Source organism: Streptomyces atroolivaceus, assembly GCF_000717025.1.
GTDB lineage: Bacteria > Actinomycetota > Actinomycetes > Streptomycetales > Streptomycetaceae > Streptomyces > Streptomyces atroolivaceus.
This window is the reverse complement of sequence record NZ_JNXG01000003.1, coordinates 15697-37056: the sequence shown is the minus strand read 5'-3', so window position 1 is coordinate 37056 and position 21360 is coordinate 15697. Positions and strand designations below refer to the sequence as shown.

Below are 21360 nucleotides of genomic sequence, written 5' to 3'. Positions count from 1 at the left end.
CGGGCGGTGCCCGCCCGTGGTCCGGCCGGGCACGGCCCACTCAGGGTTTGACGGCGATGCGGCCCTCGTCCATGCGCAGCAGCAGGAGCTGCTCGCCGGTCTCCTCGAGGAACTCGTCCACGGCCTGACGCGATCCCTGCCAGTAGCCGTAGTCGTCGATCAGCAGCACCCCGCCGCTCACCAGGCGCCCGTACAGGTGCGTGAGTTCGTGCTTCGTCGACGCGTACCAGTCGGTGTCGAGCCGGAGGATGGAGATCTGCTCCGGTGCCTGCTCCGGGACGGTGTCCTCGACCTTGCCCCGCACGTAGTGGACGCGTTCCCTGGGATACGGAACCTGCTCGAATCCGGCCCGCACGTCCTCCAGGGAGGCCACGGCCCAGATGGGCCGGTCCTTGCCCTGCGCGTCCAGCAGCTCCTGGGCGGGCCTGCCGTCCCTCCGCAGGTCCTCGGCGGTGGGCGGCGTCATGCCCTCGTACGTGTCGAAGAGGTGGAGGTCGCGCCCCGTCTCGCCGAGCGACAGCAGGGTCCGCGCACAGGCCTGCATCGAACCGCCCCGCCAGACACCGCACTCGACGATGTCTCCCGGGATGTTGTGCCTGACCACGTGCCGGGTCGCGAGGACGAAGGCGTTGAGCCTCTCCGGGGAGGTCATCGTGTACGGCTTGACCGCGCGGATGATGTCCTTCGCCTCGTCGTCGTAGTCCGCGGGGAACTGCGGCGGCTTCTTGGCCACGGCCTTCGGGGCCGGCTGCGCCGTCCGCTCCCGCGCTACGGCCGGCGGCTCGGCGGAGCGGGGAGCGGGCAGGGCCGCACGCCTGAGCTGGTATCCGGTGAGTTGCTGAAGGACGCCGTTGACGGCGTTGCGCCAAGCCATGGGGCCGGACAGTACGCGCGGTTTGCGGCTCATGTCATCTTTCGTCAACCTGTGGTTGATGGGGCCGCACGGCTGTCCGGCCGCCCGCACAGCTCCCGGCCGTCCAGGGGGCGCGGCAGCGGGATCCGGTCCACTCCGCCGGCCCGGTTGGCCCACCACACCGCCGTCTCCCGCACGACGAGGTCGACGAGCCCGTTCTTCAGCCGGGTCACCGGCCGCCGGTGGGGCCGCGGCCGGCGGAAGACGCCCACGGAGTCGCCCCAGTAGGCGGCCTTGGCGTCGATCGAGGCGTAGTCGTGCCAGATGCCCTTGGCGGGAGGGAAGTCCGTGTACGCCTCGCGGAGTTCGAGGCGGGAGTGGGCGGCCATCGCCCGGAAGCCGTCGGGGTAGTAGCGCCAGCAGTCCTGCGCGTCGTGGGCGTGCCCGCGGGACGGCGCGGTGATGAAGGCGTGACCGCCTGGCCTGAGCACCCGGGCGATCTCCATCATCGACACCCAGAAGAAGGGGATGTGTTCGAACGCCTGGCCGGACAGCACCACGTCGGCGCTGCGCGACTTCGCGGGGATCCGGTAGGGCCGGGTCATGACCGCGTCGACGTTGGGGCCGTCGAGCACATCGACCCCGAAGTAGTCGATGTCGTGGTCCGCCAGCAGCCCGCGGTGGGTGCGGGTCTGCTTGCCGGAGATCCGTGAGCCCAGGTCCACGACGCGGTGCCTGCGGTCCTTGGGCAGGTACTCCTCGATGCAGATCTGCATCTGCTCGTAGGCGGACCGGTGCATGAGCTTCTCCCGACGTTGCCGTGTGCGCTGTTGAGCACAACGACGGCGCGGTACGGAGGGATCGCCCCGTACGGGTGACGCGGGACCTCAGTCCGGAGGCACCGGGAAGACCCGCCGCACCACGCGCTCCGCCGCGTGCCCGTCGTCGTACGGGCAGAAGCGGCTGCGGAACGCGGCGCGCAGCGCGTCGGCCTCGGGCGACCTCCAGGCCCCGCTCGACAGCACCTCGCGCAGCTCGCCCTCCGTGGTGGCGACCGCCCCGGGGGTGTCACCGGGACGGCCGGAGAGCAGATCGACGTAGACCCCGCGGGCGGCACGGTAGGCGTCCCAGTCGGGCACGTAGGTGATGATCGGGCGGTCCAGACAGGCGTAGTCGAACATCAGGGACGAGTAGTCGGTGATCAACGCGTCGGCGGCCAGGAAGAGTTCCTCCACACGGGGATGACCGGTGACGTCCCTGACCCGGTCCCCCGCCGCCGTCCCGGCCGAACGCCCGTAGAAGTAGTGGGCGCGCACGAGCAGCACGCAGCCGGGTCCCAGATCGCGGGCGAGCCGCTCCAGGTCCACGCGGGGGAGGAAGCCCTTGCGGTAGTCGCGGTGGGTGGGCGCGTACAGCAGCACGGTCGCGCCCGGCGCGATGCCCAGCTCCGCCCGGATCCTGTCGGACTGCTCCGGGGTGGCGTCGCACAGGATGTCGTTGCGCGGGTAGCCGTACGGAAGTTGCTCGTACGAGGAGGGGTAGACCCGGTCCCAGACCTCGGTGCTGTGCGGGTTGGCGGAGAGGCTGAAGTCCCACTGGTCGGTGTGGGCGACGACCCGTTCGAAGCTGACGCCGTCGGTGAGGGCGGGATACGGCAGCTGGTCCAGGCCCATGGTCTTCAACGGGGTCCCGTGGTGGGTCTGGAGGTAGATCTGGCCGGGCCGTTTGGTGAAGCCCCCGGGGAAGCTCGAGTTGTTGACGAGGTACGTCGCGGTGGCCATGACCCGCCAGTAGGCGCGCGAGCCCTCGATGACGTACGGCACACCGGGCGGCATCCGGTCGCGGTGACGCGAGGAGACGACCCAGACGCCACGGATGTGCGGGACCAGTTCGCGGGCCTTGGCGTACACGGCGGCCGGATTGCACGCGACGCCCCTGTTCCAGTACGCCCCGTAGACGGCGAGGCACGGGTCCAGCGGCCGGTGCAGGTCGGCGCGGTAGACGGCCCTCATCAGGCGCGCGCGCAGGGACTTCCTGGCCGCTCGCGCGGCGGCCCGCGCCCGTCCGCGCCCGGCGTGGACGGCCTGCCGGATCCGGTGCCCGGGGTACCGGCCGGGGAGCCCGGCCGCCCGGAAGAAGGCGGCACGGTCGCCGGGGGCGATCCTGCCCGGGTCGTCGAGCACGGCGGCCAGGTGCGCGGTGCGCGCGGCCGGGACCCGCGGGTCGCCGCCGGTCTCGGCGGTCAGCCGCTCGTACGCGTCGACGGCCGCGAAGTGCGCGCGGCCCGGTGTCGTCGCGAACGTGCCCGTGCGGCGCAGCCGGTGGCGTACGCAGATCCGGTCGAGCGAGCCGAGGGTGCCCGCGTCGGAGGCGAGGAAGGCGGCACGGTGGACCGGCACGACGTCGTCGTAGGGGCCCTCGGTGAAGCGGAGCCGGTGGGCCTCCCAGAAGGCACGGCGGAAGAGCTGGTTACGGGCGGCGGGGAGGGCGTCGTCGCCCGGCCGGGCCGTCCCCCACCAGTCGACCAGGTCGTGGCCCAGGCGCAGCACGTCGGGCCGCTCCTCCCCCAGCCGCGCGGAGATCTCCGCCACCGCTCCGGGAAGGAGCAGGTCGTCCCCGTCGAGGAAGAGCAGATAGGCCCCGCGAGCGGCCTCCGCACCCGCGTTGCGGGCGGTGCCCGTGTCCCAGGGACGGTCGAGGGCCAGCACGCGCACCCGGGGGTCGCGCTCGGCGGACTCCCGCGCGATGGCGAGGTCCGGCCCGCCGCCGGGCGCGCCGACGGCGATCAGCTCCAGGTCCGCCGGCCCGTCCTCCGACGGCGGCGGCCGCTGCCCGGTCACGGACTCCAGGGCCGACCTCAGGTACCCCTGAACGCGGTGGGCGGGCACGACGACACTGAGGAGCATGAGAGCGGAGCGTAGTGCGGACCGCGCGGACCGCCCCAGGGATCTTCACCCGTTCGGGTCAGCGGCGTGACCCGGGACGCTCCCCCGGGTTGAGCCGTACATGAAGCCACTCCTCAGCGTCGTCGTCCCGGTGCACAACGTCGAGGACTACCTGGAGGAGTGCCTCGACTCGCTGGCCGGACAGTCCCTGAAGGACATCGAGGTGGTGCTCGTCGACGACGGTTCGACGGACGGGAGCCGCCGGGTCGCCGAGGACTTCGCCGCCCGGGACACCCGCTTCCGCTGCGTCCACCAGGCCAACGCGGGTCTGAGCGCCGCCCGCAACACGGGGACGGCCCACACCACCGCGGGCGTTCCGTACCTGGCGTTCGCGGACAGCGACGACGTCCTCGTTCCCGACGCCTACGAACGGATGCTGGCGTCCCTGGAGTCGACCGGTTCGGACCTGGTGACGGGCAACGTGTGGCGGCTCAACGAGCAGGGAAGGCAGCAGGCCTGGCAGTACCGCTGGCTGACCGCCGACCGCCCGCGCACCCACATCACCCGCGACACCCGGCTGCTGGCCGACCGTGTCGCCTGGAACAAGGTGTTCCGCCGCTCCTTCTGGGACCGGCACGCGTTCTCCTTCCCGGTCGGCAAGCTCTACGAGGACACCCCGGTGATGATCCCGGCGCACTATCTCGCCGGTTCGGTGGACGTGCTGCACCAGCACGTCTACTACTGGCGGGTCCGGGAGGGTTCGATCACCCGGCGGCGTACGGACGTACGGGGCGTGCGGGACCGGATCGCGGCCTGCGAACAGGTCAGCGCCTTCCTGGCCGGCCGGGACCCCGCACAGCGGCTGCGCTACGACGCGTCCTGCCTGCGCGACGACTTCGTGTACTTCCTGGAGGGGCTGCCCATGGGCGGGCCCGCCTACCGCTCCGCGTTCATGGCGGACGCGGGCGCCTTCCTCGACCGGGCGGGGGACGCGGCCCTGGCCGGGCTGCCGGCAGCGGCGCGCGTCCGCTGGCAGCTGGTGCGGGAGCGCCGGACGGACGAACTGCTGGCACTCCTGGAGTTCGAACGGGCCAACGGCGCGGGCACGTTCACCGTCGCGGGCCCACCGTTCCGGCGGCGCGCCGTGCACCCCGGGGTCACCGGCGGCAGCAGCGTCCCGGCGCGCCTCGGCAGGGGTGATCTGCCCGCCGTCGCGCGACTGGTGGAGGCGTCGTGGGACGAGGACGGCACACTGCGGCTGCGCGGATACGCGTACATCCGCAATCTGCCGGCCCGAGCGGCCCGGCACTCGCTGAAGGCCGGTCTGGTGCGGGAGTCGGCGGGGAGGCGGATGCGGGCCGTGCCGGTGCGCACGGTGCGGACGGACCGGGCGACCGCCGACTCCGGCCAGGAGCTGCACCGCTACGACCACGCGGGCTTCGAGATGGTCCTCGATCCGAGGCGGCTGGGTCCGGGCAACTGGCTGGTGGGCGTGGTGGTCGCCGGGCACGGCGTCGTACGGCGGGCGGCGCTGCGCGCCGTGGAGGCGGCCGTGGCCCAGCCGCTGGTCCACGACCTGGACGGCGGACGGCGCGCGGTGCTCGGCTACCGGGACGGCCGGCTGGAGCTGGCCGTGACGCGGCTCCCCGCGGTGGCCACCGGCCATGACCTCGGGCCGGGCACCCTGGAGCTGACCGGCCGGCTGTACGGGGGCGCCCGGCCGACGGCCCTCGTGCTGACCCGCGACGGGGACGCGGAGCAGGTCTGCCCGGTGCGGTGCGGCGACGGGGACGGTTTCGGCGCACGGATCACGCTCGCGGCCCTCGCCTCGGGGCCCGCGCCCGGCGGGCCTCACGAGGGCGCGCCGGTGACCGGCGGCCCGTGGCGGGCGGCGCTCCTGACCGACGGCGTCCGCACGCCGCTCGCGGCGGCACCGGACCTGCCGCTGCCCGCCGTCGCGGACGCGGCGGGCAACCTGGTGGTGGTCGTGGCCGCCGGCCCCCGCGTGGACCGCGCCGGACCCGCGCCGGACGGCGGGCTGCGCATCTCCGGGACCGGGACAGGCGCACTCGTGCTGCGGCACGGCGCGCTGGGTGAGACGGTGACCGTTCCCCTCGAACGGCAGGCGGCCGGTGAGGGGCAGGAGGCCCTTCAGGACCAGGGACCCGCCGGACGGCAGGACGCCCTGCAAGGCCAGGGACCCGCCGGACGGCAGGACGCCGGCTTCGCCGCCGTGCTCGCACCGCCTCCCCGTGAAGGCGACTGGGAGGTGCTCATGGACGGCCGGTCCGTTCGCGTGGGGGCGGCGCTCGCCGCCCTCCTGCCGATGGGCGCCACCGGCGCCCGCTTCCGCCTCGACCGCCGTCACGGAGACCGGCTGACCGTGCACTGCGCGCCGGCGCTCGGTGACGCCGAGCGGAGCGCGTACCGACAAGGGCTTCTGCGGACGGCGCACCACCCGGCGCAGCGCCGGCTGCCGCTCAGGGACGTCGTGCTCTACGCCGGAGAGGGAGCCCCGCGCGCCGTCCACACCGAGCTGGTGCGCCGGAACGCCGGCGCCGAGCACCTCTGGGTCACCGACGGATCCGCGGGCGCCGCGACCCGCGTCCCGTCCACCGCCGCCCCCCTCGTGGCCCACAGCACCGCCTGGTACGAGGCGCTGGCGCGAGCACGCCGGATCGTGGTGGCCGGCCAGCTGCCCGCGTGGTTCGAGCGCCGCCCGGGCCAGACGGTCGTACAGACCTGGCACGGCTCCCCGCTCGGCCGTTTCGGCCTGGACCTCACCGGGTCCCTGTACGCCGACCACCAGTACCTCGCCACGCTGGAGCACCGTTCCGCCCAGTGGTCGGTCCTGGTCTCCCCCAGCGCCTTCGCCACCCCGCACCTCCGCCGTGCGCTGGCCTACCGCGGCGAGGTGCTGGAGGCGGGCTCCCCGGCCGACGACCTGCTGTTCGCACCAGGCCGGGACCGGACCGCCGAGCGGGTACGCCGGCGGCTGGGCATCCCGGAGGGCCACCGCGTGGTGCTGTACGCACCGACGTACCGCGACCACCTCGCGCACCCGCCGGCCGTCGTTCCCGCCGGCTCCTCCCCGCTGTACCGCTGGGATCCCGCGCTCGACCTGCCCGCTCTGGCACGGTCGCTGGACGCCCGCACCACCGTGCTGGTCCGCAGGCACCCACGGGTGACGGGCAGCGTGCCGCCCCACCCAGCCCTGCGTGACGTGTCCGCGCACCCGGATGTCACCGAACTCCTGCTGATCGCCGATGTGCTGGTCACCGACTACTCGGGCCTCGTGTTCGCCTTCGCGCACACCGGCCGGCCGATGCTCTTCCACACCTACGACCTGGAGCACTACAGGGACACCGTGCGGGGGTTCTGCCTGGACTTCGAGGCCCGGGCCCCCGGGCCGCTGCTCGTCACCACCGAGGAGGTGGCGCGGGCGCTGCGGGACTCACCGGCCTCGGCGGGCCTTCACGCGCAGGCCTACGCGAGCTTCCGGCGGGACCACTGCGGCCCCGCCGACGGCGACGCGGCCCGCCGCGTCGTGGACCGGCTGCTCGACGAGGGCTCCGGCTCCCCGGGCCCCGTCAGGCCTTGAGCGCCCGGACCGCCGAGGCCGCGAGATCGTCCAGGTATCCCTTGGGCAGCCCGCCCCGGACCACGACGAGACGCCAGTACAGCGGGCCGACGATGAGGTCCAGCGCCCGGTCAGGATCGCTGCCCTCGGGCAGCTCCCCGCGCGCGACCGCCGCCCGTACGACCACGGCGGCCACCCCCTGCTGCTGATCCAGCAGGGCGGCCTTGATGGCGTCGGAGATCTCCTGGCTGCGGGCCGCCTCGACCAGCAGGTCGGGGATCACCTGCGAGGCGACGGGGTGACGCAGGGCGTACGCGGCCAGTTCCAGTACGGCGCGCACGTCCCCGTACAGCGAACCCGTCGAGGGCGCCGGCATGCCCTGCGCGGCGACGGCCGCGACCAGGTCCAGGACGAGATGCAGCTTGGACTTCCAGCGGCGGTAGACGGCGGTCTTGCCCACCCCCGCGCGCCGGGCGATGCCCTCGATCGACATCCGCGCGAACCCCACGGCGGCCAGCTCCTCGAAGACGGCCCCGCGGATCGCGTCGGTCACGTCCTCGCGCAGCACCGCGGCACCTGCCGGGGTGCGGCGCCCGGTTCGCCGTTCGGTGGTCATGGCCCGAATGATAGACCGTAACGACGAAACGGTTGCGTTGCGACGTACAAACGTCCTACTGTCGGCGTTGCGACGAAACGGTGCCGTCCCATCGCGCCGCATCGATCGCCCCGATTCCCCGCCCCTCCCTCGAAAGCGATCGTGGTGAGCCAGACAGCAGCCCCGCCGGCCCCGGTGGACACCGCATCTCCCGACCTCCTCCCCGTGTACGCACCCGGCGAGCTGGCCGCGCTCGCGGCCCGGCACGGGCTGACCGTGAGCGGGGCCCGGCCGACGCTCGGTGCGTACATCCGGCAGCTCTGGGGGCGCAGGCACTTCATCACCGCCTTCGCCACGGCGAAGCTGACCGCGCAGTACAGCCAGGCGAAGCTCGGCCAGATCTGGCAGATCATGACCCCGCTGCTCAACGCGACGGTCTACTACTTCATCTTCGGCGTCCTGATGAACACCAAGCACGGAGTCCCCGACTACGTGCCCTTCCTCGTCACCGGCGTCTTCATCTGGACCTTCACCGCCAGCTCGATCACGGCCGGCACCCGTGCGATCAGCGGCAACACCGGACTCGTCCGGGCCCTGCACTTCCCCCGCGCTTCCCTGCCGATCGCCCTGGCCATCCAGCAGCTCCAGCAGCTGCTGTTCTCCCTGGGCGCGCTGTTCCTGATCCTCCTCGTGTTCGGCCAGTACCCGCGGCCCTCCTGGCTGCTCGCGATCCCCGCGCTCACCCTGCAGGCCCTGTTCAACACCGGCATCTCGATGGTCATGGCCCGGCTTGCCGCCAAGACCCCCGACATCGCCCAGCTGACCCCCTTCATCCTGCGCACCTGGATGTACGCCTCGGGCGTCATGTGGAGCCTCGACACCCTGCTCACCGCCGACCGGGTCCCGCGCCTCGTCCTGCTGGCCCTGGAGTGCAACCCGGCGGCCGTCTACATCGACCTGATGCGCTACGCCCTCATCGACAGCTTCACCGGCGCCCAACTGCCCCCGCACGTGTGGGCCATCGCGACGGCCTGGGCGCTCGTCTGCGGCATCGGCGGTTTCGTGTACTTCTGGAAGGCCGAGGAGAGGTACGGACGTGGCTGACACCCTCGATACGCGTGTGCCCACCGTCGTCGTCGACGACGTCCACATCACCTACACGGTGAACGGCGCCCGCACCGGGAAGGGCAGCGCGACCTCCGCCCTGAACCGCATCGTGTCGCGCCGGCAGCCGAGGGGCGCGCGCCAGGTACACGCGGTGAAGGGCGTCAGTTTCGCCGCGTACAAGGGCGAGGCCATCGGCCTGATCGGCTCCAACGGGTCCGGGAAGTCGACGCTCCTCAAGGCGATCGCCGGACTGCTGCCCCCGTCGAAGGGCCGGGTCCACACCCAGGGCCAGCCCTCGCTGCTGGGCGTGAACGCCGCCCTGATGAGCGATCTGACCGGAGAGCGCAACGTCGTGCTCGGCGGACTGGCCATGGGCATGACGCGCGAACAGATCCGGGAGCGCTACCAGGGCATCGTCGACTTCTCCGGCATCAACGAGAAGGGCGACTTCATCACCCTGCCGATGCGCACCTACTCCTCCGGCATGGGGGCCAGGCTGCGTTTCTCCATCGCCGCCGCGAAGAGCCATGACGTCCTCCTGATCGACGAGGCGCTGTCCACCGGCGACGCGAAGTTCCAGCGGCGCAGCAAGGACCGGATCATGGAGCTCCGCGAGGAGGCCGGCACGGTGTTCCTGGTCAGCCACAGCAACAGGTCGATCACCGAGACCTGCGACCGGGCGATCTGGCTCGAGGCGGGCACCCTGAGGATGGACGGACCGGCCAAGGACGTCGTGGCCGCGTACGAGGAGTTCACCGGGCCGGCGAAGTCCGGGAAGCCCAGGAAATGACGCCGTGACGCCGTCCGCCGGACAGGCCCGATGGGCCCGCCCGGCGGACGGATGTCTCGCGGCCCGGTCAGCCGCTCCGGGTCAGGCGTGCGTACGCAGCAGAGTGCGCATGGTCCGCATGGCCACCGACAGGTTCGCCAGGTCGAACGACTCCGAACTGCGGATCTCCTCCAGGGTGGCGCGCGAACGCGCCAGGATCGCCGCGTTCTTCTCCTCCCAGGCCTTGAACCGCTGCTCCGGCGACGACGTGCCGTCACCGACGGACAGCACGTCCGACGTGAGTGCCGCGTGTGCGGCGTACAGGTCCTCGCGGATGGAGGCACGGGCCATGGACTGCCAGCGGTCGCCCCGCGGCAGCTCGATGATCCGGTCCATCAGCTGGGTGATGCCCAGCCGGTCGGCGAGGTCGTAGTACACCTCCGCGACGGCCAGCGGGTCCTTGCCCGTACGGTCCGCGATCGCGACGATGTCCAGCGCCGGGAAGGCCGACGAGAAGCCCGCCACCCGCCCCGCCAGCTCCTCGGGTACGCCCGTCGAGGTGAGCTCGTCGACGATCGACCGGTACCACTCGATGTCGGCGCCCCTGAGCAGCTTGGGCAGGTCGTCCCAGACGCGTTCGACGCCGTCCCGGAAGAACTCGATGGTCTCCGCGATACCGACCGGCTGCGGCCGGTTGCCGAGAAGCCAGCGGGAACCGCGCTCCACGAGCCGGCGCGAGTGCAGCCGGATCCTGGTCTGCACGTCGGCGGCCACCGTGTTGTCGAGGGCCTCCACGGCGTCCCACACGGCCGAGAGGCCGAAGATCTCGCGGGCCGCGAACTGGGCCCGCACGATCTCCTCCAGCGATGCCCCCGTCTCTTCGCGCAGCCGGTGCAGGAACGTCGAGCCGCCGCTGTTCACCGTGTCGTTGACCAGCACCGTCGTGATGATCTCGCGCCGCAGGGCGTGCCCGTCGACCGCGTCCGGGAACCGCTCGCTCAGCTGCTTCGGGAAGTAGGCGTGCACCAGCTTCTGGAGATGCGCGTCGTCCGGAAGCGTGGTGGAGATCAGTTCCTCGGCCGCCGTGATCTTGGTGTAGGCGAGCAGTACGGCCAGTTCCGGCTGGCTGAGGCCCTTGCCGTGGTTCAGCAGGTCACGGATCTGCCGGTCGTTCGGCAGGAACTCCAGCGCCCGGTCCAGGTGTCCCTCGCGGCCGAGCCTGCGCATGAAGCGCTGGTGGGCGTGGAGGAGCGACGGCGCCTGGGCGCAGGCGTTGGCGAGCGCGGTGTTCTGCGCGTAGTTGTTGCGCAGCACGAGCTGGCCGACCTCGTCGGTCATCTCCGCGAGCACCTTGTTGCGCTGCTTCACGGTCATGTCGCCGTCCCGGACCAGACCGTTGAGCAGGATCTTGATGTTCACCTCGTGGTCGGAGGTGTCCACGCCGGCGCTGTTGTCGATCGCGTCGGTGTTGATCCGGCCGCCGGCCCGGGCGAACTCGATCCGGCCGAGCTGGGTGGCGCCGAGGTTGCCGCCCTCGCCGACGACGCGGGCCCGCAGATCCGCGCCGTTGACCCGGATCGCGTCGTTGGCCTTGTCACCGACGTCGGCGTTCGATTCGGCCGTCGACTTGATGTACGTACCGATGCCGCCGTTCCACACGAGGTCCACCGACGCCATGAGGATGTTCTGCATCAGCTCGGCGGGCGTCATCTTGGTGACCTTCGAGTCGATGCCGAGCGCCGCGCGGATGTGCGCGTTGACCGGGATCGACTTGGCGGAACGCGGGTGGATGCCGCCGCCCGCGGACAGCAGGTCCTTGTCGTAGTCCGCCCAGGAGCTGCGCGGCAGGTCGAACAGCCGGCGCCGCTCGGCGTACGAGGTCGCGGCATCCGGATCGGGGTCGATGAAGATGTGGCGGTGGTCGAAGGCCGCGACCAGCCGGATGTGCTCGGAGAGCAGCATCCCGTTGCCGAACACGTCACCGGACATGTCACCGACGCCGACGACGGTGAAGTCCTCGGTCTGTGTGTCGTGGCCCAGCTCGCGGAAGTGCCGCTTCACGGACTCCCAGGCGCCGCGGGCGGTGATGCCCATGCCCTTGTGGTCGTAGCCCGCCGAGCCGCCGGAGGCGAAGGCGTCGCCGAGCCAGAAGCCGTAGGCGACGGCGACGTCGTTGGCGATGTCGGAGAAGCTCGCGGTCCCCTTGTCGGCGGCGACGACGAGGTAGGTGTCGTCCTCGTCGTGACGGACGACCTCGGCGGGATGCACGACCTCGCCCGCCACCATGTTGTCCGTGATGTCGAGCAGCGCCGAGATGAAGATCCGGTAGCAGGCGATTCCCTCGGCGAGCCAGGCGTCGCGGTCCACGGCCGGGTCCGGCAGCTGCTTGGCGACGAACCCGCCCTTGGCTCCCACCGGCACGATCACGGTGTTCTTGACCATCTGCGCCTTGACCAGGCCGAGGATCTCCGTACGGAAGTCCTCCCGCCGGTCCGACCAGCGCAGCCCGCCGCGGGCGACCTTGCCGAAGCGCAGGTGGACGCCCTCGACGCGCGGCGAGTAGACCCAGATCTCGTACGCCGGGCGCGGCGCCGGGAGGTCCGGGATGGCCTGCGGGTCGAACTTCATCGAGACGTAGCCGTGCGGCTCGTGGTCGTCGGCCAGCTGGAAGTAGTTGGTCCGCAGCGTGGCCTTGATGACGGTGAGGAAGGACCGCAGGATCCGGTCCTCGTCCAGCGAGGCGACCTGGTCGAGAGCCCCGTCCAGCTCCTCGAGGAGCCCGTCCGTCAGCTCGGTGCCGGCCTTCTGGCGGGCCGGGGACATCCGGGCCTCGAAGAGGGAGACGAGCAGCCGGGTGGTGTGGACGTTGTTGCGGAGGGTGTCCTCCATGTAGTCCTGGCTGAACGTCGAACCCGCCTGGCGCAGGTACTTCGCGTAGGCGCGCAGCACCATGGCCTGCCGCCAGTCGAGACCGGCTCCCAGGACCAGGGAGTTGAAGCCGTCGTTCTCCGCCTCACCGGTCCAGATGGCCGCGAACGCCTCCTGGAAGCGGTCCCGGGCGTCGTCGGCGAGGTAGTCACCGTTGCCGGTGCCCCTCTTCGGCAGGCGCAGCCCGAAGTCGTAGATCCAGGCGTGCGTACGGTCGGCGCAGCGCAGCTCGTACGGGCGCTCGTCGACGACCTCGACGCCGAGCCGCTGGAGGGCGGGCAGGACGGCGGAGAGGGAGACCTGCTCACCGGTCCGGTAGATCTTGAAACGGCGCTCGCCGGGGCCCGCGCCCACGGGCTCGTACAGGCTGAGGGCGAAGTCCTTCCTCTCGCTCTTCAGCGCCTCCAGGTGCACCAGGTCGGCCACGGCCGCGCGCGGCGAGTGGTCGGCCTTGTAGCCCTCCGGGAAGGAGTGCCCGTAACGGCGCATCAGCTCGGCGGCGCGCTCCTCGCCCAGTTCGGCGTTGAGCGCCTCCTGGAAGCCGTCGGACCAGGACCGGGCGGCCTCGACGAGGCGGGCCTCGATGCGGTCCGCGTCCGCGTCGGTGAGGTGCGGCAGCTCGGTGCCCGGCGGGACACGGACGACGAAGTGCAGCCGGGAGAGGATGGACTCGGTGTTCCAGGCGGTGAAGTCGACGCTGGTGCCGCCCAGTTCCTCCTTGAGGATGTCGATCAGACGGAGCCGTACGCCGGTGGTGTAGCGGTCACGCGGCAGGTAGACGAGGGCGGAGTAGTAGCGCCCGTACTCGTCCTGCCGCAGGTAGAGCCGCAGCCGGCGGCGCTCCTGGAGGTACAGCACGGAGGTGACGATGGAGCGCAGCTGGTCGACGGGCGTCTGGAAGAGCTCGTCGCGCGGGTAGGTCTCCAGGATCTGGAGCAGGTCGCGGCCGTCGTGGCTGTTGGGCGTGAAGCCCGCGCCCTCCAGTACCTCGGCGACCTTGCGGCGCACCACGGGCACACGGCGCACCGACTCGGTGTACGCGGCGGAGGAGAACAGCCCGAGGAAGCGCCGCTCACCGACGACGTTGCCCTCGGCGTCGAACTTCTTCACCCCGACGTAGTCCAGGTAGCTGGGGCGGTGCACGGTCGCCCTGCTGTTCGCCTTCGTCAGGACGAGGAGCTTGTGCTCCCTGGCCTTGGCCCGGGCGTCCGCCGGCAGCCGGTCGAAGGACGGGCTCACCGGATGCGCCTCGTCCTCGCTGTGCTTCGGGTCCGAGCGCAGGATGCCGAGACCGGTCCCGGGCACGGCCGTCAGCGCGTCGGAGTCGCGGAGCTCGTACTCCCGGTACCCGAGGAAGGTGAAGTGGTCGGCGGCGAGCCAGCGCAGCAGCTCACGAGCCTCCTCCACCTCCTCGTCGCCCAGCTCGTCGAGCGGTTCCGCCGGGAGGCCGTCGGCGATCCGCAGTGCGGCGTCGCGCATCTTGTCCCAGTCCTCGACGGTCTCCCGTACGTCGGACAGGACGCGGAGCAGATCGGTGGTGATCTGCTTCAGGTCCGAGCGGTCCGTCTCCCGGTCGATCTCGACGTGGATCCACGACTCCACGAGGGCGTCGTGCGGCAGTTCGGTGCGGGCCTGCTTGCGGCCGTCGGCCCGCTTCGCCCCGTTGCTCCTGGCCGGGTCGTCGCCGAAGACCTCGATCAGCTTGCCGGCGACGTCCCGGCGGACGACCACCTGCGGGTGGATCACGAGGTGGATGCCACGCCCCTGGCGGGAGAGCTCGTTGGTGACCGAGTCGACCAGGAAGGGCATGTCGTCGGTGACGACCTCGACGACGGAGTGGCTGCTCGTCCAGCCGTTCTCCTCGACGGTCGGGGTGTGCACCCGGACGTTCGCGGTGCCCTGCGGGCGGCTCTCGGCGAGACGGTAGTGGGAGGAGGCAGCCCCGAAGACGTCGACCGGGTCGCGGTCGGTGACGTCCTCCGGTGCGGTGTGCAGGTAGTAGCGCTGGAGATAGGCGAGCAGCGTGTTCCGGCCCGGCCGCTCGTCCCCGGCCCCGGCGCCGTCCTCTGCTTCGGTGCCGGGCCCTTCGGCGAGGTGTACCCGGAGGCCACCTCCCGGGCCACCGACACCACCGCCCGGACTGTTGTCAGCTACCCGGGCCGCCCGTGCGAGCAGCTCGGCCTTGGCTTCGTCCAGCTTGGTCTGCATGTCCTCTGGCTCCTGTCGCGCGCCGTTGCGTGACGTAGGTGTAAAAGACGGCGTACCGCCACGACGCGGGGTTTCCGGTCCTGGTCGACGCTATGCCGCCTGGGGAGATGCCCGGGACCATATCGGCCATGTTCGGCAGAAGGCCCGGGACGCGGAGATCGCGCATCGCCCGGGTGCGGTGGCACTCCGGGCTCAGGCCGGGGGCTTCGCTGCCCCCGAGGCGTATCGCGCTGATCACCGCACCAGGCTATCCCTCCTGCACCCACAACCGTCATGAGCCGCATATGTACAAAAGAAGGCCCCGAACTTTGACACTCTGGACATCGCGCGAGGAGGTTTCTGCACGTAAGGACACACACCTGTGACCGATGGGCGGCGCGGGTCGGCCACCCGCCCGCACGATGCCCGGGGCGACCGGGGCGACCGGGGCGACCGGGGCGACCGGGGCGACCGGCCGGGCGTACCACCCGGGCGTCTCGCCCCGGCCCTTCAGTCCGCCATGAGCTCGGCCAGTGCGACGGCCTCGGCCAGGGTGTCCACCACGGGCACGCCGGCCGCCTCCAGGCTGCTGCGGCTGTGCGAACCGCCGGTGTAGAGCACGGCACGTGCCCCGACATGAGCCGCGGCCACGGCGTCGTCCACCGCGTCACCGATGACCACTGCGGACTCGGGAGCGATGCCCCCGAGCACCTCGAAGTGGCGCTCCATGTGCTGCGCCTTGCTGCCGCCGGAGGGGCCGGTACGGCCGTCGACGCGCACGAAATGACGCTCGATGCCGTACCCCCGCACCACGGGGACCAGGTGCTCATGGCCGTACATGCTCAACAGCGACTGGCTGCGGCCACCGAGCTGCCAGCGGACCAGCAGTTCCTCGACCCCCTCGGTCAGCCCGCATGCCACGCGCTGCTCGCTGTAGTGGCGGTGGAAGAGACCGTCCATCCGTTCCCACTCGGCAGGCGTCGGCAGCCTGCCCATGAGCCGCTCGTAGAACTTGGGTATCGGTACGCAGTACGTCTCGCGGTACTGCTCCAGCGTGATCGGCGCCAGGTCCACCTCCGCGAAGGCGGCGTTCGTCGCCCCGAGGACCGCGTGGATGTCGTCGAGCAGTGTGCCGTTCCAGTCCCAGACCAGATGTGTGCGGTGCTTCCCCGATGTCGCCATGGATAGAAAATACTCGCCCGGTACGACAGCCACCCGGGCGCGGGAGCCAGGGGCCGGCAGATCAGAGGGCCGGGGAACCGGTACCGGAGGATCAGGCGATCAGGCCGGGGATCTCCTGGATCCCGAACCACAGCAGCTCATGGTCCTCCGCGCCGTCCACGGTGAACTGGGCGTCGTCGTCACCGAGGTCCGCCGCTCCCAGCGCCGCGGCCGCCGCGGCGACGTCCTTCTCGGCGTCGTCGGCGTCCACGTGCACGGCGGCGGCCTTCGACAGCGCCACCGCGTCCGCGATCCTCACCTCGCCGAACGACGACGCGTCCAGACCATGGTCCGGGTCGGCGACCGCCGCACCTTCCGGCACGTCGAGAGCGACGACGACCCGGCGCCGGACCTCCTCCGGCCGGCCCGCGATCAGCCGCAGCGAGGCGGAGGCGGCCCGGTTGAGCGCCGCGTACTCCAGCTCCTCGATGTCGTCGGAGACGTACCACTCGCGCAGACCGGGCGTCACGGCATAGGCGGTCAGCGGCCCCGGACCGACCTCCCCCGCCCTGTGCACCGCGGCGAGGCCGGAGAGGGTCAGGGGGACGTACACACGCATGGCTGACCGCTTTCGTAGTCGATGACGTCCTCAGGATACGTGCGAGGTCCCCCTTCGGGGTTGCCCGTCCAGCCGCTCCCGTCCACCGCGCGACGCCCGTCACCCCCGCCGCTCCCTTGCGGCGTGGGGCCCGTCACCCGGATAGGTGGTCCCGCCGGGCGCGGGACCTGCCCCTTTCGCCGGTTGCGGGGCCACCGGCCGGACCCGTAGAAGATCCCCAGCAGAAGTTACCGCCCGGTATCTCTCCGGGCTCCGGACAGCAGCCACGGGGGCTACCAGCATGAGCACGGACAGGACGAGGCCGGCCGGACGACGCGACCGCAGCAGGCCGGGCACCGTACCTCCGCAACGGCCCCGGAGGCCGCTGCGCCCGCACCAGTGGTTCGCCGAACGCCTGCTCGCCGTCCTCAGCGGCCAGCGCCCGGTGCACTGGATGCTCGGCCACACGATCGGCGAGGCGTACGACCAGCTCGCCGAACTCGCCCCTGACGCGCCGCTCGGCACCGGCTGCAGGCGCCCGGTCGTGCGCGCCTGCCGCGGCTCCCAGCCGGTCACCGGCGTCGTCGAGGCCTTCGCCAGCATCGCCACGGGCGACCAGGTCCGCGCCATGGCCTTCCGTCTGGAGCAGGGCCCCGATCTCCGCTGGCGCTGTGCCGCGATCGACCTGGGCGGCGAACGCCTCCCGGCGGTCAGATGACAGGGGACGGGCACGACACCAGGCAGGGGGTCGCGGTCCGCGAGCCCACAGGTCACGCGGTGGCTGCCGGCCGGGCCTCACCGGCCGGCCGCCGGATTCGCCGGCCCCGGAGCCCGGCGGGCGACGTGACGCAGCGCGCCTGCCGGAGCCGCTGCGGCGGACAAAGCCCGGCAGAGCCGCACGGCGGCTTCAGCGGGCCGCGGGCGCCCCTGCCACCACCCCTTGGGCCGCGGCCCGGTCCCAGGCCGGGAGAGGCCGAGGAAACGGCCTGGCCCGGACACCGTCCGGTGTCCGGGCCAGGCCGTTCTCAGACGTGCCGCGCGCTACTTCTTGCGACGCCGCCCACCCGTGCTCTTCTGCGCCTTGCGGCGCTCCGCACGCGTCATCCCGTCACCCTCGGAACGCGCGCTGTCTCCGTTGGAGAAGTCGCCCTCGACGACGCCGCCCTCCCCGTCCACCGTGGGGGCCGAGAAGTGCAGCCGGTCCGGGCGCTGCGGCGCGTCCAGGCCCTTGGCCCGGATCTCCGGGCGTCCGGCCCCGGCGGCCACGGGCGCGTCCTGCTTCTCCAGCGAGGTCCGCTCCGCGCCGTCCTGCACCGGAACCTCCTCGACCTGCTGCTCGACCTGGACCTCCAGGTTGAACAGGTAGCCGACGGACTCCTCCTTGATGCCCTCCATCATGGCGTTGAACATGTCGAAGCCCTCGCGCTGGTACTCGACCAGCGGGTCCTTCTGCGCCATGGCCCGCAGGCCGATGCCCTCCTGGAGGTAGTCCATCTCGTAGAGGTGCTCACGCCACTTGCGGTCCAGGACGGACAGCACCACACGCCGCTCCAGCTCGCGCATGATGTCCGAGCCGAGCGTCTTCTCACGCTCCGCGTACTGCTCGTGGATGTCGTCCTTGACCGATTCGGCGATGAAGTCGGCGGTCACGCCGGCCAGGTCGCCCGCGGCCTCCTCGAGCTCCTCGACCGTGACCTTCACCGGGTAGAGCTGCTTGAAGGCGCCCCACAGCCGGTCGAGGTCCCACTCCTCCGCGAAGCCCTCGGCCGTCTCCTGCCGGATGTAGTCGTCGATCGTGTCGTCCATGAAGTGACGGATCTGGTCCTGCAGATCCTCACCTTCCAGGACGCGGCGGCGCTCGCCGTAGATGACCTCGCGCTGCCGGTTGAGCACCTCGTCGTACTTCAGGACGTTCTTACGCGTCTCGAAGTTCTGCTGCTCGACCTGCGACTGCGCGGACGCGATCGCCCGGGTCACCATCTTGTTCTCGATGGGGACGTCGTCGGGCACGTTCGCCATCGACATGACGCGCTCGACCATCTGCGCCTTGAACAGCCGCATCAGGTCGTCGCCCAGCGACAGGTAGAACCGGGACTCGCCCGGGTCGCCCTGACGGCCGGAACGGCCGCGCAGCTGGTTGTCGATGCGCCGCGACTCGTGCCGCTCCGTACCGAGCACGTAGAGCCCGCCGAGCTCCTTGACCTCTTCGAACTCCGCCTTGACGGCCTGCTCGGCCTTCTCCAGCGCGGCGGGCAGGGCGGCAGCCCACTGCTCGACGTGCTCCACGGGGTCGAGGCCGGCCTGGCGCAGCTCCGCCTCGGCGAGGTCGTCCGGGTTTCCGCCGAGCTTGATGTCGGTGCCTCGGCCGGCCATGTTCGTGGCGACCGTGACAGCGCCCTTGCGACCGGCCTGGGCGACGATCGTCGCCTCACGGTCGTGCTGCTTGGCGTTGAGGACCTCGTGCTGGACGCCGCGCTTGGAGAGCTGCTGCGAGAGGTACTCGGACTTCTCGACGGAGGTCGTGCCGACCAGGATCGGCTGCCCCTTCTCGTGCTTCTCGGCGATGTCGTCGACGACCGCCGCGAACTTCGCGACCTCGGTGCGGTAGATCAGGTCGGACTGGTCGGCGCGGACCATGGGCCGGTTCGTCGGGATCGGCACGACGCCCAGCTTGTAGATCTGGTGGAACTCGGCCGCCTCCGTCATCGCCGTACCGGTCATGCCGGAGAGCTTGCCGTACAGGCGGAAGAAGTTCTGCAGGGTGATCGTGGCGAGGGTCTGGTTCTCGTCCTTGATGTCCACCCCTTCCTTCGCCTCGATGGCCTGGTGCATGCCCTCGTTGTAACGGCGGCCCGCGAGGATACGGCCGGTGTGCTCGTCGACGATCATGACTTCGCCGTCGATGACGACGTAGTCCTTGTCCTTCTTGAAGAGTTCCTTGGCCTTGATCGCGTTGTTCAGGTAACCGACGAGCGGGGTGTTCACCGACTCGTAGAGGTTGTCGATCCCGAGCCAGTCCTCGACCTTGGCGACACCCGGCTCGTGGATGGCCACGGTCCGCTTCTTCTCGTCGACCTCGTAGTCGCCGGTCTCATCGATGCCCTTCAGCGGGTTGCCCGCCTCACCCCTGGTGAGACGCGTGACCAGCTTGGCGAAGTCCCCGTACCACTTGGTGGCCTGGTCGGCCGGGCCGGAGATGATCAGCGGGGTACGGGCCTCGTCGACGAGGATCGAGTCGACCTCGTCGACGATGGCGAAGTTGTGGCCGCGCTGGACGAGCTCGTCCTTGGACCACGCCATGTTGTCGCGGAGGTAGTCGAACCCGAACTCGTTGTTCGTGCCGTAGGTGATGTCGCACGCGTACTGCTCCCGGCGCTGGGCCGGAGTCATGTTGGCGATGATGCAGCCGACCTCGAGACCGAGGAACTTGTGCACCCGGCCCATCATCTCGGAGTCACGCTCGGCCAGGTAGTCGTTGACCGTGATGAGGTGCACTCCCTTGCCGGAGAGCGCGTTGAGATAAGCCGGGAGCGTGCCGACGAGGGTCTTGCCCTCACCGGTCTTCATCTCGGCCACGTAGCCGAGGTGCAGGGCGGCGCCGCCCATCATCTGGACGTCGTAGTGGCGCTGTCCGAGGACTCGCTTGGCGGCCTCACGGACGGTCGCGAATGCTTCGGGAAGCAGGTCGTCCAGGCTCTCGCCGTCCGCGTACCGTTCCTTGTACTCGTCGGTGAGCGCCCGCAGCTCGGCGTCGGAGAGGTTGACGAAGTCCTCTTCGATGGAGCTGACCTGGTCCGCGATGCGGTGCAGTTTGCGCAGGATCTTGCCTTCGCCTGCACGCATGAGCTTGTTGAAGACGGACACTGAGGCTGGTCTCCTTGCCGGTCGGGCCTGGCACTGGGTCGTGTGATGGACTCTGGCGCGGGCACGGCAGGTAGGCCCCACCGCAACGGCCATCGTAAGCGAGGACCCCGCCACGCCGGGAGGGCTGCCGCCGCGTTCTCCCCACCGCACCCTTCCAGGACAACGGCTGGAGGGGACGGAAGGTGCCGGGAAGCACCGAAAAGTGCTCGCTTCCCGCGCCCCGTGTCACGAGAATCCCCGCATGGATCCCGTCACCCTCACCACTGAACGCCTGCTCATGCGGCCCTTCGCGCCCGAGGACGCGGAAGCGACGCACACCGCCTGCCAGGATCCGGAGATCCAGCGCTGGACGGTTGTCCCGTCGCCGTACACACGTGCCGACGCGGAGCTCTTCACCCGGAAGCTCTCACCCTCGGGCTGGCAGGACGACACGATGTACAACTTCGCGGTGCTGCTGCGGGGCGGCGGGCCGCTCGTCGGCGCGCTCGGCGTGAACCGGCGCAACCTGCCGGGCACGTACGAGGTGGGTTTCTGGACGGCGAAGGAACACCGTGGCGCCGGTCTCATGACGGAAGCGGTGCTCGCGGCGGCCCGCTGGGCGTTCACCGCCCTCCCCGCGGACCGCCTCGAGTGGCGGGCGGAGATCGGCAACGCCCCGTCCAGGGCGGTCGCCCTGCGCGCCGGCTTCCGCATGGAGGGCGAGCAGCGTTCGGCGCTCCTCAACAAGGGCATACGGCATGACACCTGGACCGGCGCTCTGCTCCCGGCCGATCTGGGACTGCCCGGAACCCATCCCCACCGGCCCGCCCCGGATGTCAGTGGCGCGCTCTAGG

The 21360-nt window shown here is 71.2% G+C and carries 13 protein-coding genes; 5 read left to right on the top strand and 8 right to left on the bottom strand.

Annotated features, from left to right (window positions below):
• Positions 1–40 precede the first annotated feature (40 nt).
• The 3 genes from OO67_RS09330 to OO67_RS09320 form a co-directional block, all read right to left on the bottom strand.
• A complete protein-coding gene (locus tag OO67_RS09330; RefSeq protein WP_208860993.1) occupies positions 41–907 on the bottom strand; it encodes a TylF/MycF/NovP-related O-methyltransferase in 867 nt (288 codons plus the stop codon).
• 11 nt (positions 908–918) lie between these two features.
• Complete coding sequence (locus OO67_RS09325) at positions 919–1653, bottom strand: methyltransferase domain-containing protein (RefSeq protein WP_033298873.1); 735 nt, start codon at positions 1651–1653, stop codon at positions 919–921.
• Positions 1654–1740: 87 nt separating this feature from the next.
• On the bottom strand, positions 1741–3759 hold the full coding sequence (locus OO67_RS09320; protein WP_033298872.1) for a bifunctional glycosyltransferase/CDP-glycerol:glycerophosphate glycerophosphotransferase: 2019 nt from the start codon (positions 3757–3759) through the stop codon (positions 1741–1743).
• A gap of 100 nt (positions 3760–3859) precedes the next feature.
• Between OO67_RS09320 and OO67_RS09315 the strand changes: the two genes are divergently transcribed.
• On the top strand, positions 3860–7339 hold the full coding sequence (locus OO67_RS09315) for a bifunctional glycosyltransferase/CDP-glycerol:glycerophosphate glycerophosphotransferase (protein WP_033298871.1): 3480 nt from the start codon (positions 3860–3862) through the stop codon (positions 7337–7339).
• Here the strand turns inward: OO67_RS09315 and OO67_RS09310 are convergent.
• On the bottom strand, positions 7329–7934 hold the full coding sequence (locus tag OO67_RS09310) for a TetR/AcrR family transcriptional regulator (RefSeq protein WP_033298870.1): 606 nt from the start codon (positions 7932–7934) through the stop codon (positions 7329–7331). The genes OO67_RS09315 and OO67_RS09310 overlap by 11 nt on opposite strands.
• Positions 7935–8075: 141 nt before the next feature.
• On the opposite strand from OO67_RS09310, the gene OO67_RS09305 reads away from it, so the two are divergent.
• Positions 8076–9017 (top strand): ABC transporter permease, encoded by a 942-nt coding sequence (locus OO67_RS09305; protein ID WP_033298868.1) that lies wholly within the window; start codon positions 8076–8078, stop codon positions 9015–9017.
• Positions 9010–9810 carry an ABC transporter ATP-binding protein gene (locus OO67_RS09300; RefSeq protein WP_033298866.1) on the top strand — a complete coding sequence of 267 codons (801 nt, stop codon included), beginning with the start codon at positions 9010–9012 and terminating at the stop codon, positions 9808–9810. The genes OO67_RS09305 and OO67_RS09300 overlap by 8 nt, the downstream gene beginning before the upstream one ends.
• Before the next feature lie 81 nt (positions 9811–9891).
• Here OO67_RS09300 and OO67_RS09295 read toward each other — a convergent pair whose 3' ends face one another.
• From OO67_RS09295 to OO67_RS09285, 3 genes are all read right to left on the bottom strand, one after another.
• Positions 9892–14925, bottom strand: coding sequence for an NAD-glutamate dehydrogenase (locus tag OO67_RS09295; RefSeq protein WP_033298865.1), 5034 nt, complete (start codon positions 14923–14925; stop codon positions 9892–9894).
• Positions 14926–15414: 489 nt separating this feature from the next.
• Positions 15415–16086: an HAD family hydrolase gene (locus tag OO67_RS09290; RefSeq protein ID WP_033298864.1), complete on the bottom strand. Its 672-nt coding sequence runs from the start codon at positions 16084–16086 to the stop codon at positions 15415–15417.
• A 91-nt stretch (positions 16087–16177) separates the two neighbouring features.
• The gene (locus OO67_RS09285; protein ID WP_033298863.1) at positions 16178–16684 is read right to left on the bottom strand and encodes a DUF6912 family protein; all 507 of its coding nucleotides are present in this window, start codon (positions 16682–16684) and stop codon (positions 16178–16180) included.
• Positions 16685–16964: 280 nt separating this feature from the next.
• Between OO67_RS09285 and OO67_RS09280 the strand changes: the two genes are divergently transcribed.
• Positions 16965–17381 (top strand): Rv3235 family protein, encoded by a 417-nt coding sequence (locus OO67_RS09280; protein WP_033298861.1) that lies wholly within the window; start codon positions 16965–16967, stop codon positions 17379–17381.
• 323 nt (positions 17382–17704) lie between these two features.
• On the opposite strand, the gene secA is transcribed toward OO67_RS09280, so the two are convergent.
• Positions 17705–20527 carry a preprotein translocase subunit SecA gene (gene secA / locus OO67_RS09275; RefSeq protein WP_033298859.1) on the bottom strand — a complete coding sequence of 941 codons (2823 nt, stop codon included), beginning with the start codon at positions 20525–20527 and terminating at the stop codon, positions 17705–17707.
• 241 nt (positions 20528–20768) lie between these two features.
• Between secA and OO67_RS09270 the strand changes: the two genes are divergently transcribed.
• Entirely contained in the window at positions 20769–21359 is a 591-nt protein-coding gene (locus OO67_RS09270; RefSeq protein WP_033298858.1) for a GNAT family N-acetyltransferase, read from the top strand.
• Position 21360 lies beyond the last annotated feature (1 nt).

Bases quoted from the DNA above. Each gene is read 5' to 3' on its own strand.
- OO67_RS09330 (WP_208860993.1), bottom strand. From the start codon at position 907: ATGAGCCGCAAACCGCGCGTACTGTCCGGCCCCATGGCTTGGCGCAAC.
- OO67_RS09325 (WP_033298873.1), bottom strand. From the start codon at position 1,653: ATGCACCGGTCCGCCTACGAGCAGATGCAGATCTGCATCGAGGAGTAC.
- OO67_RS09320 (WP_033298872.1), bottom strand. From the start codon at position 3,759: ATGCTCCTCAGTGTCGTCGTGCCCGCCCACCGCGTTCAGGGGTACCTG.
- OO67_RS09315 (WP_033298871.1), top strand. From the start codon at position 3,860: ATGAAGCCACTCCTCAGCGTCGTCGTCCCGGTGCACAACGTCGAGGAC.
- OO67_RS09310 (WP_033298870.1), bottom strand. From the start codon at position 7,934: ATGACCACCGAACGGCGAACCGGGCGCCGCACCCCGGCAGGTGCCGCG.
- OO67_RS09295 (WP_033298865.1), bottom strand. From the start codon at position 14,925: ATGCAGACCAAGCTGGACGAAGCCAAGGCCGAGCTGCTCGCACGGGCG.
- OO67_RS09290 (WP_033298864.1), bottom strand. From the start codon at position 16,086: ATGGCGACATCGGGGAAGCACCGCACACATCTGGTCTGGGACTGGAAC.
- OO67_RS09285 (WP_033298863.1), bottom strand. From the start codon at position 16,684: ATGCGTGTGTACGTCCCCCTGACCCTCTCCGGCCTCGCCGCGGTGCAC.
- OO67_RS09280 (WP_033298861.1), top strand. From the start codon at position 16,965: ATGAGCACGGACAGGACGAGGCCGGCCGGACGACGCGACCGCAGCAGG.
- OO67_RS09270 (WP_033298858.1), top strand. From the start codon at position 20,769: ATGGATCCCGTCACCCTCACCACTGAACGCCTGCTCATGCGGCCCTTC.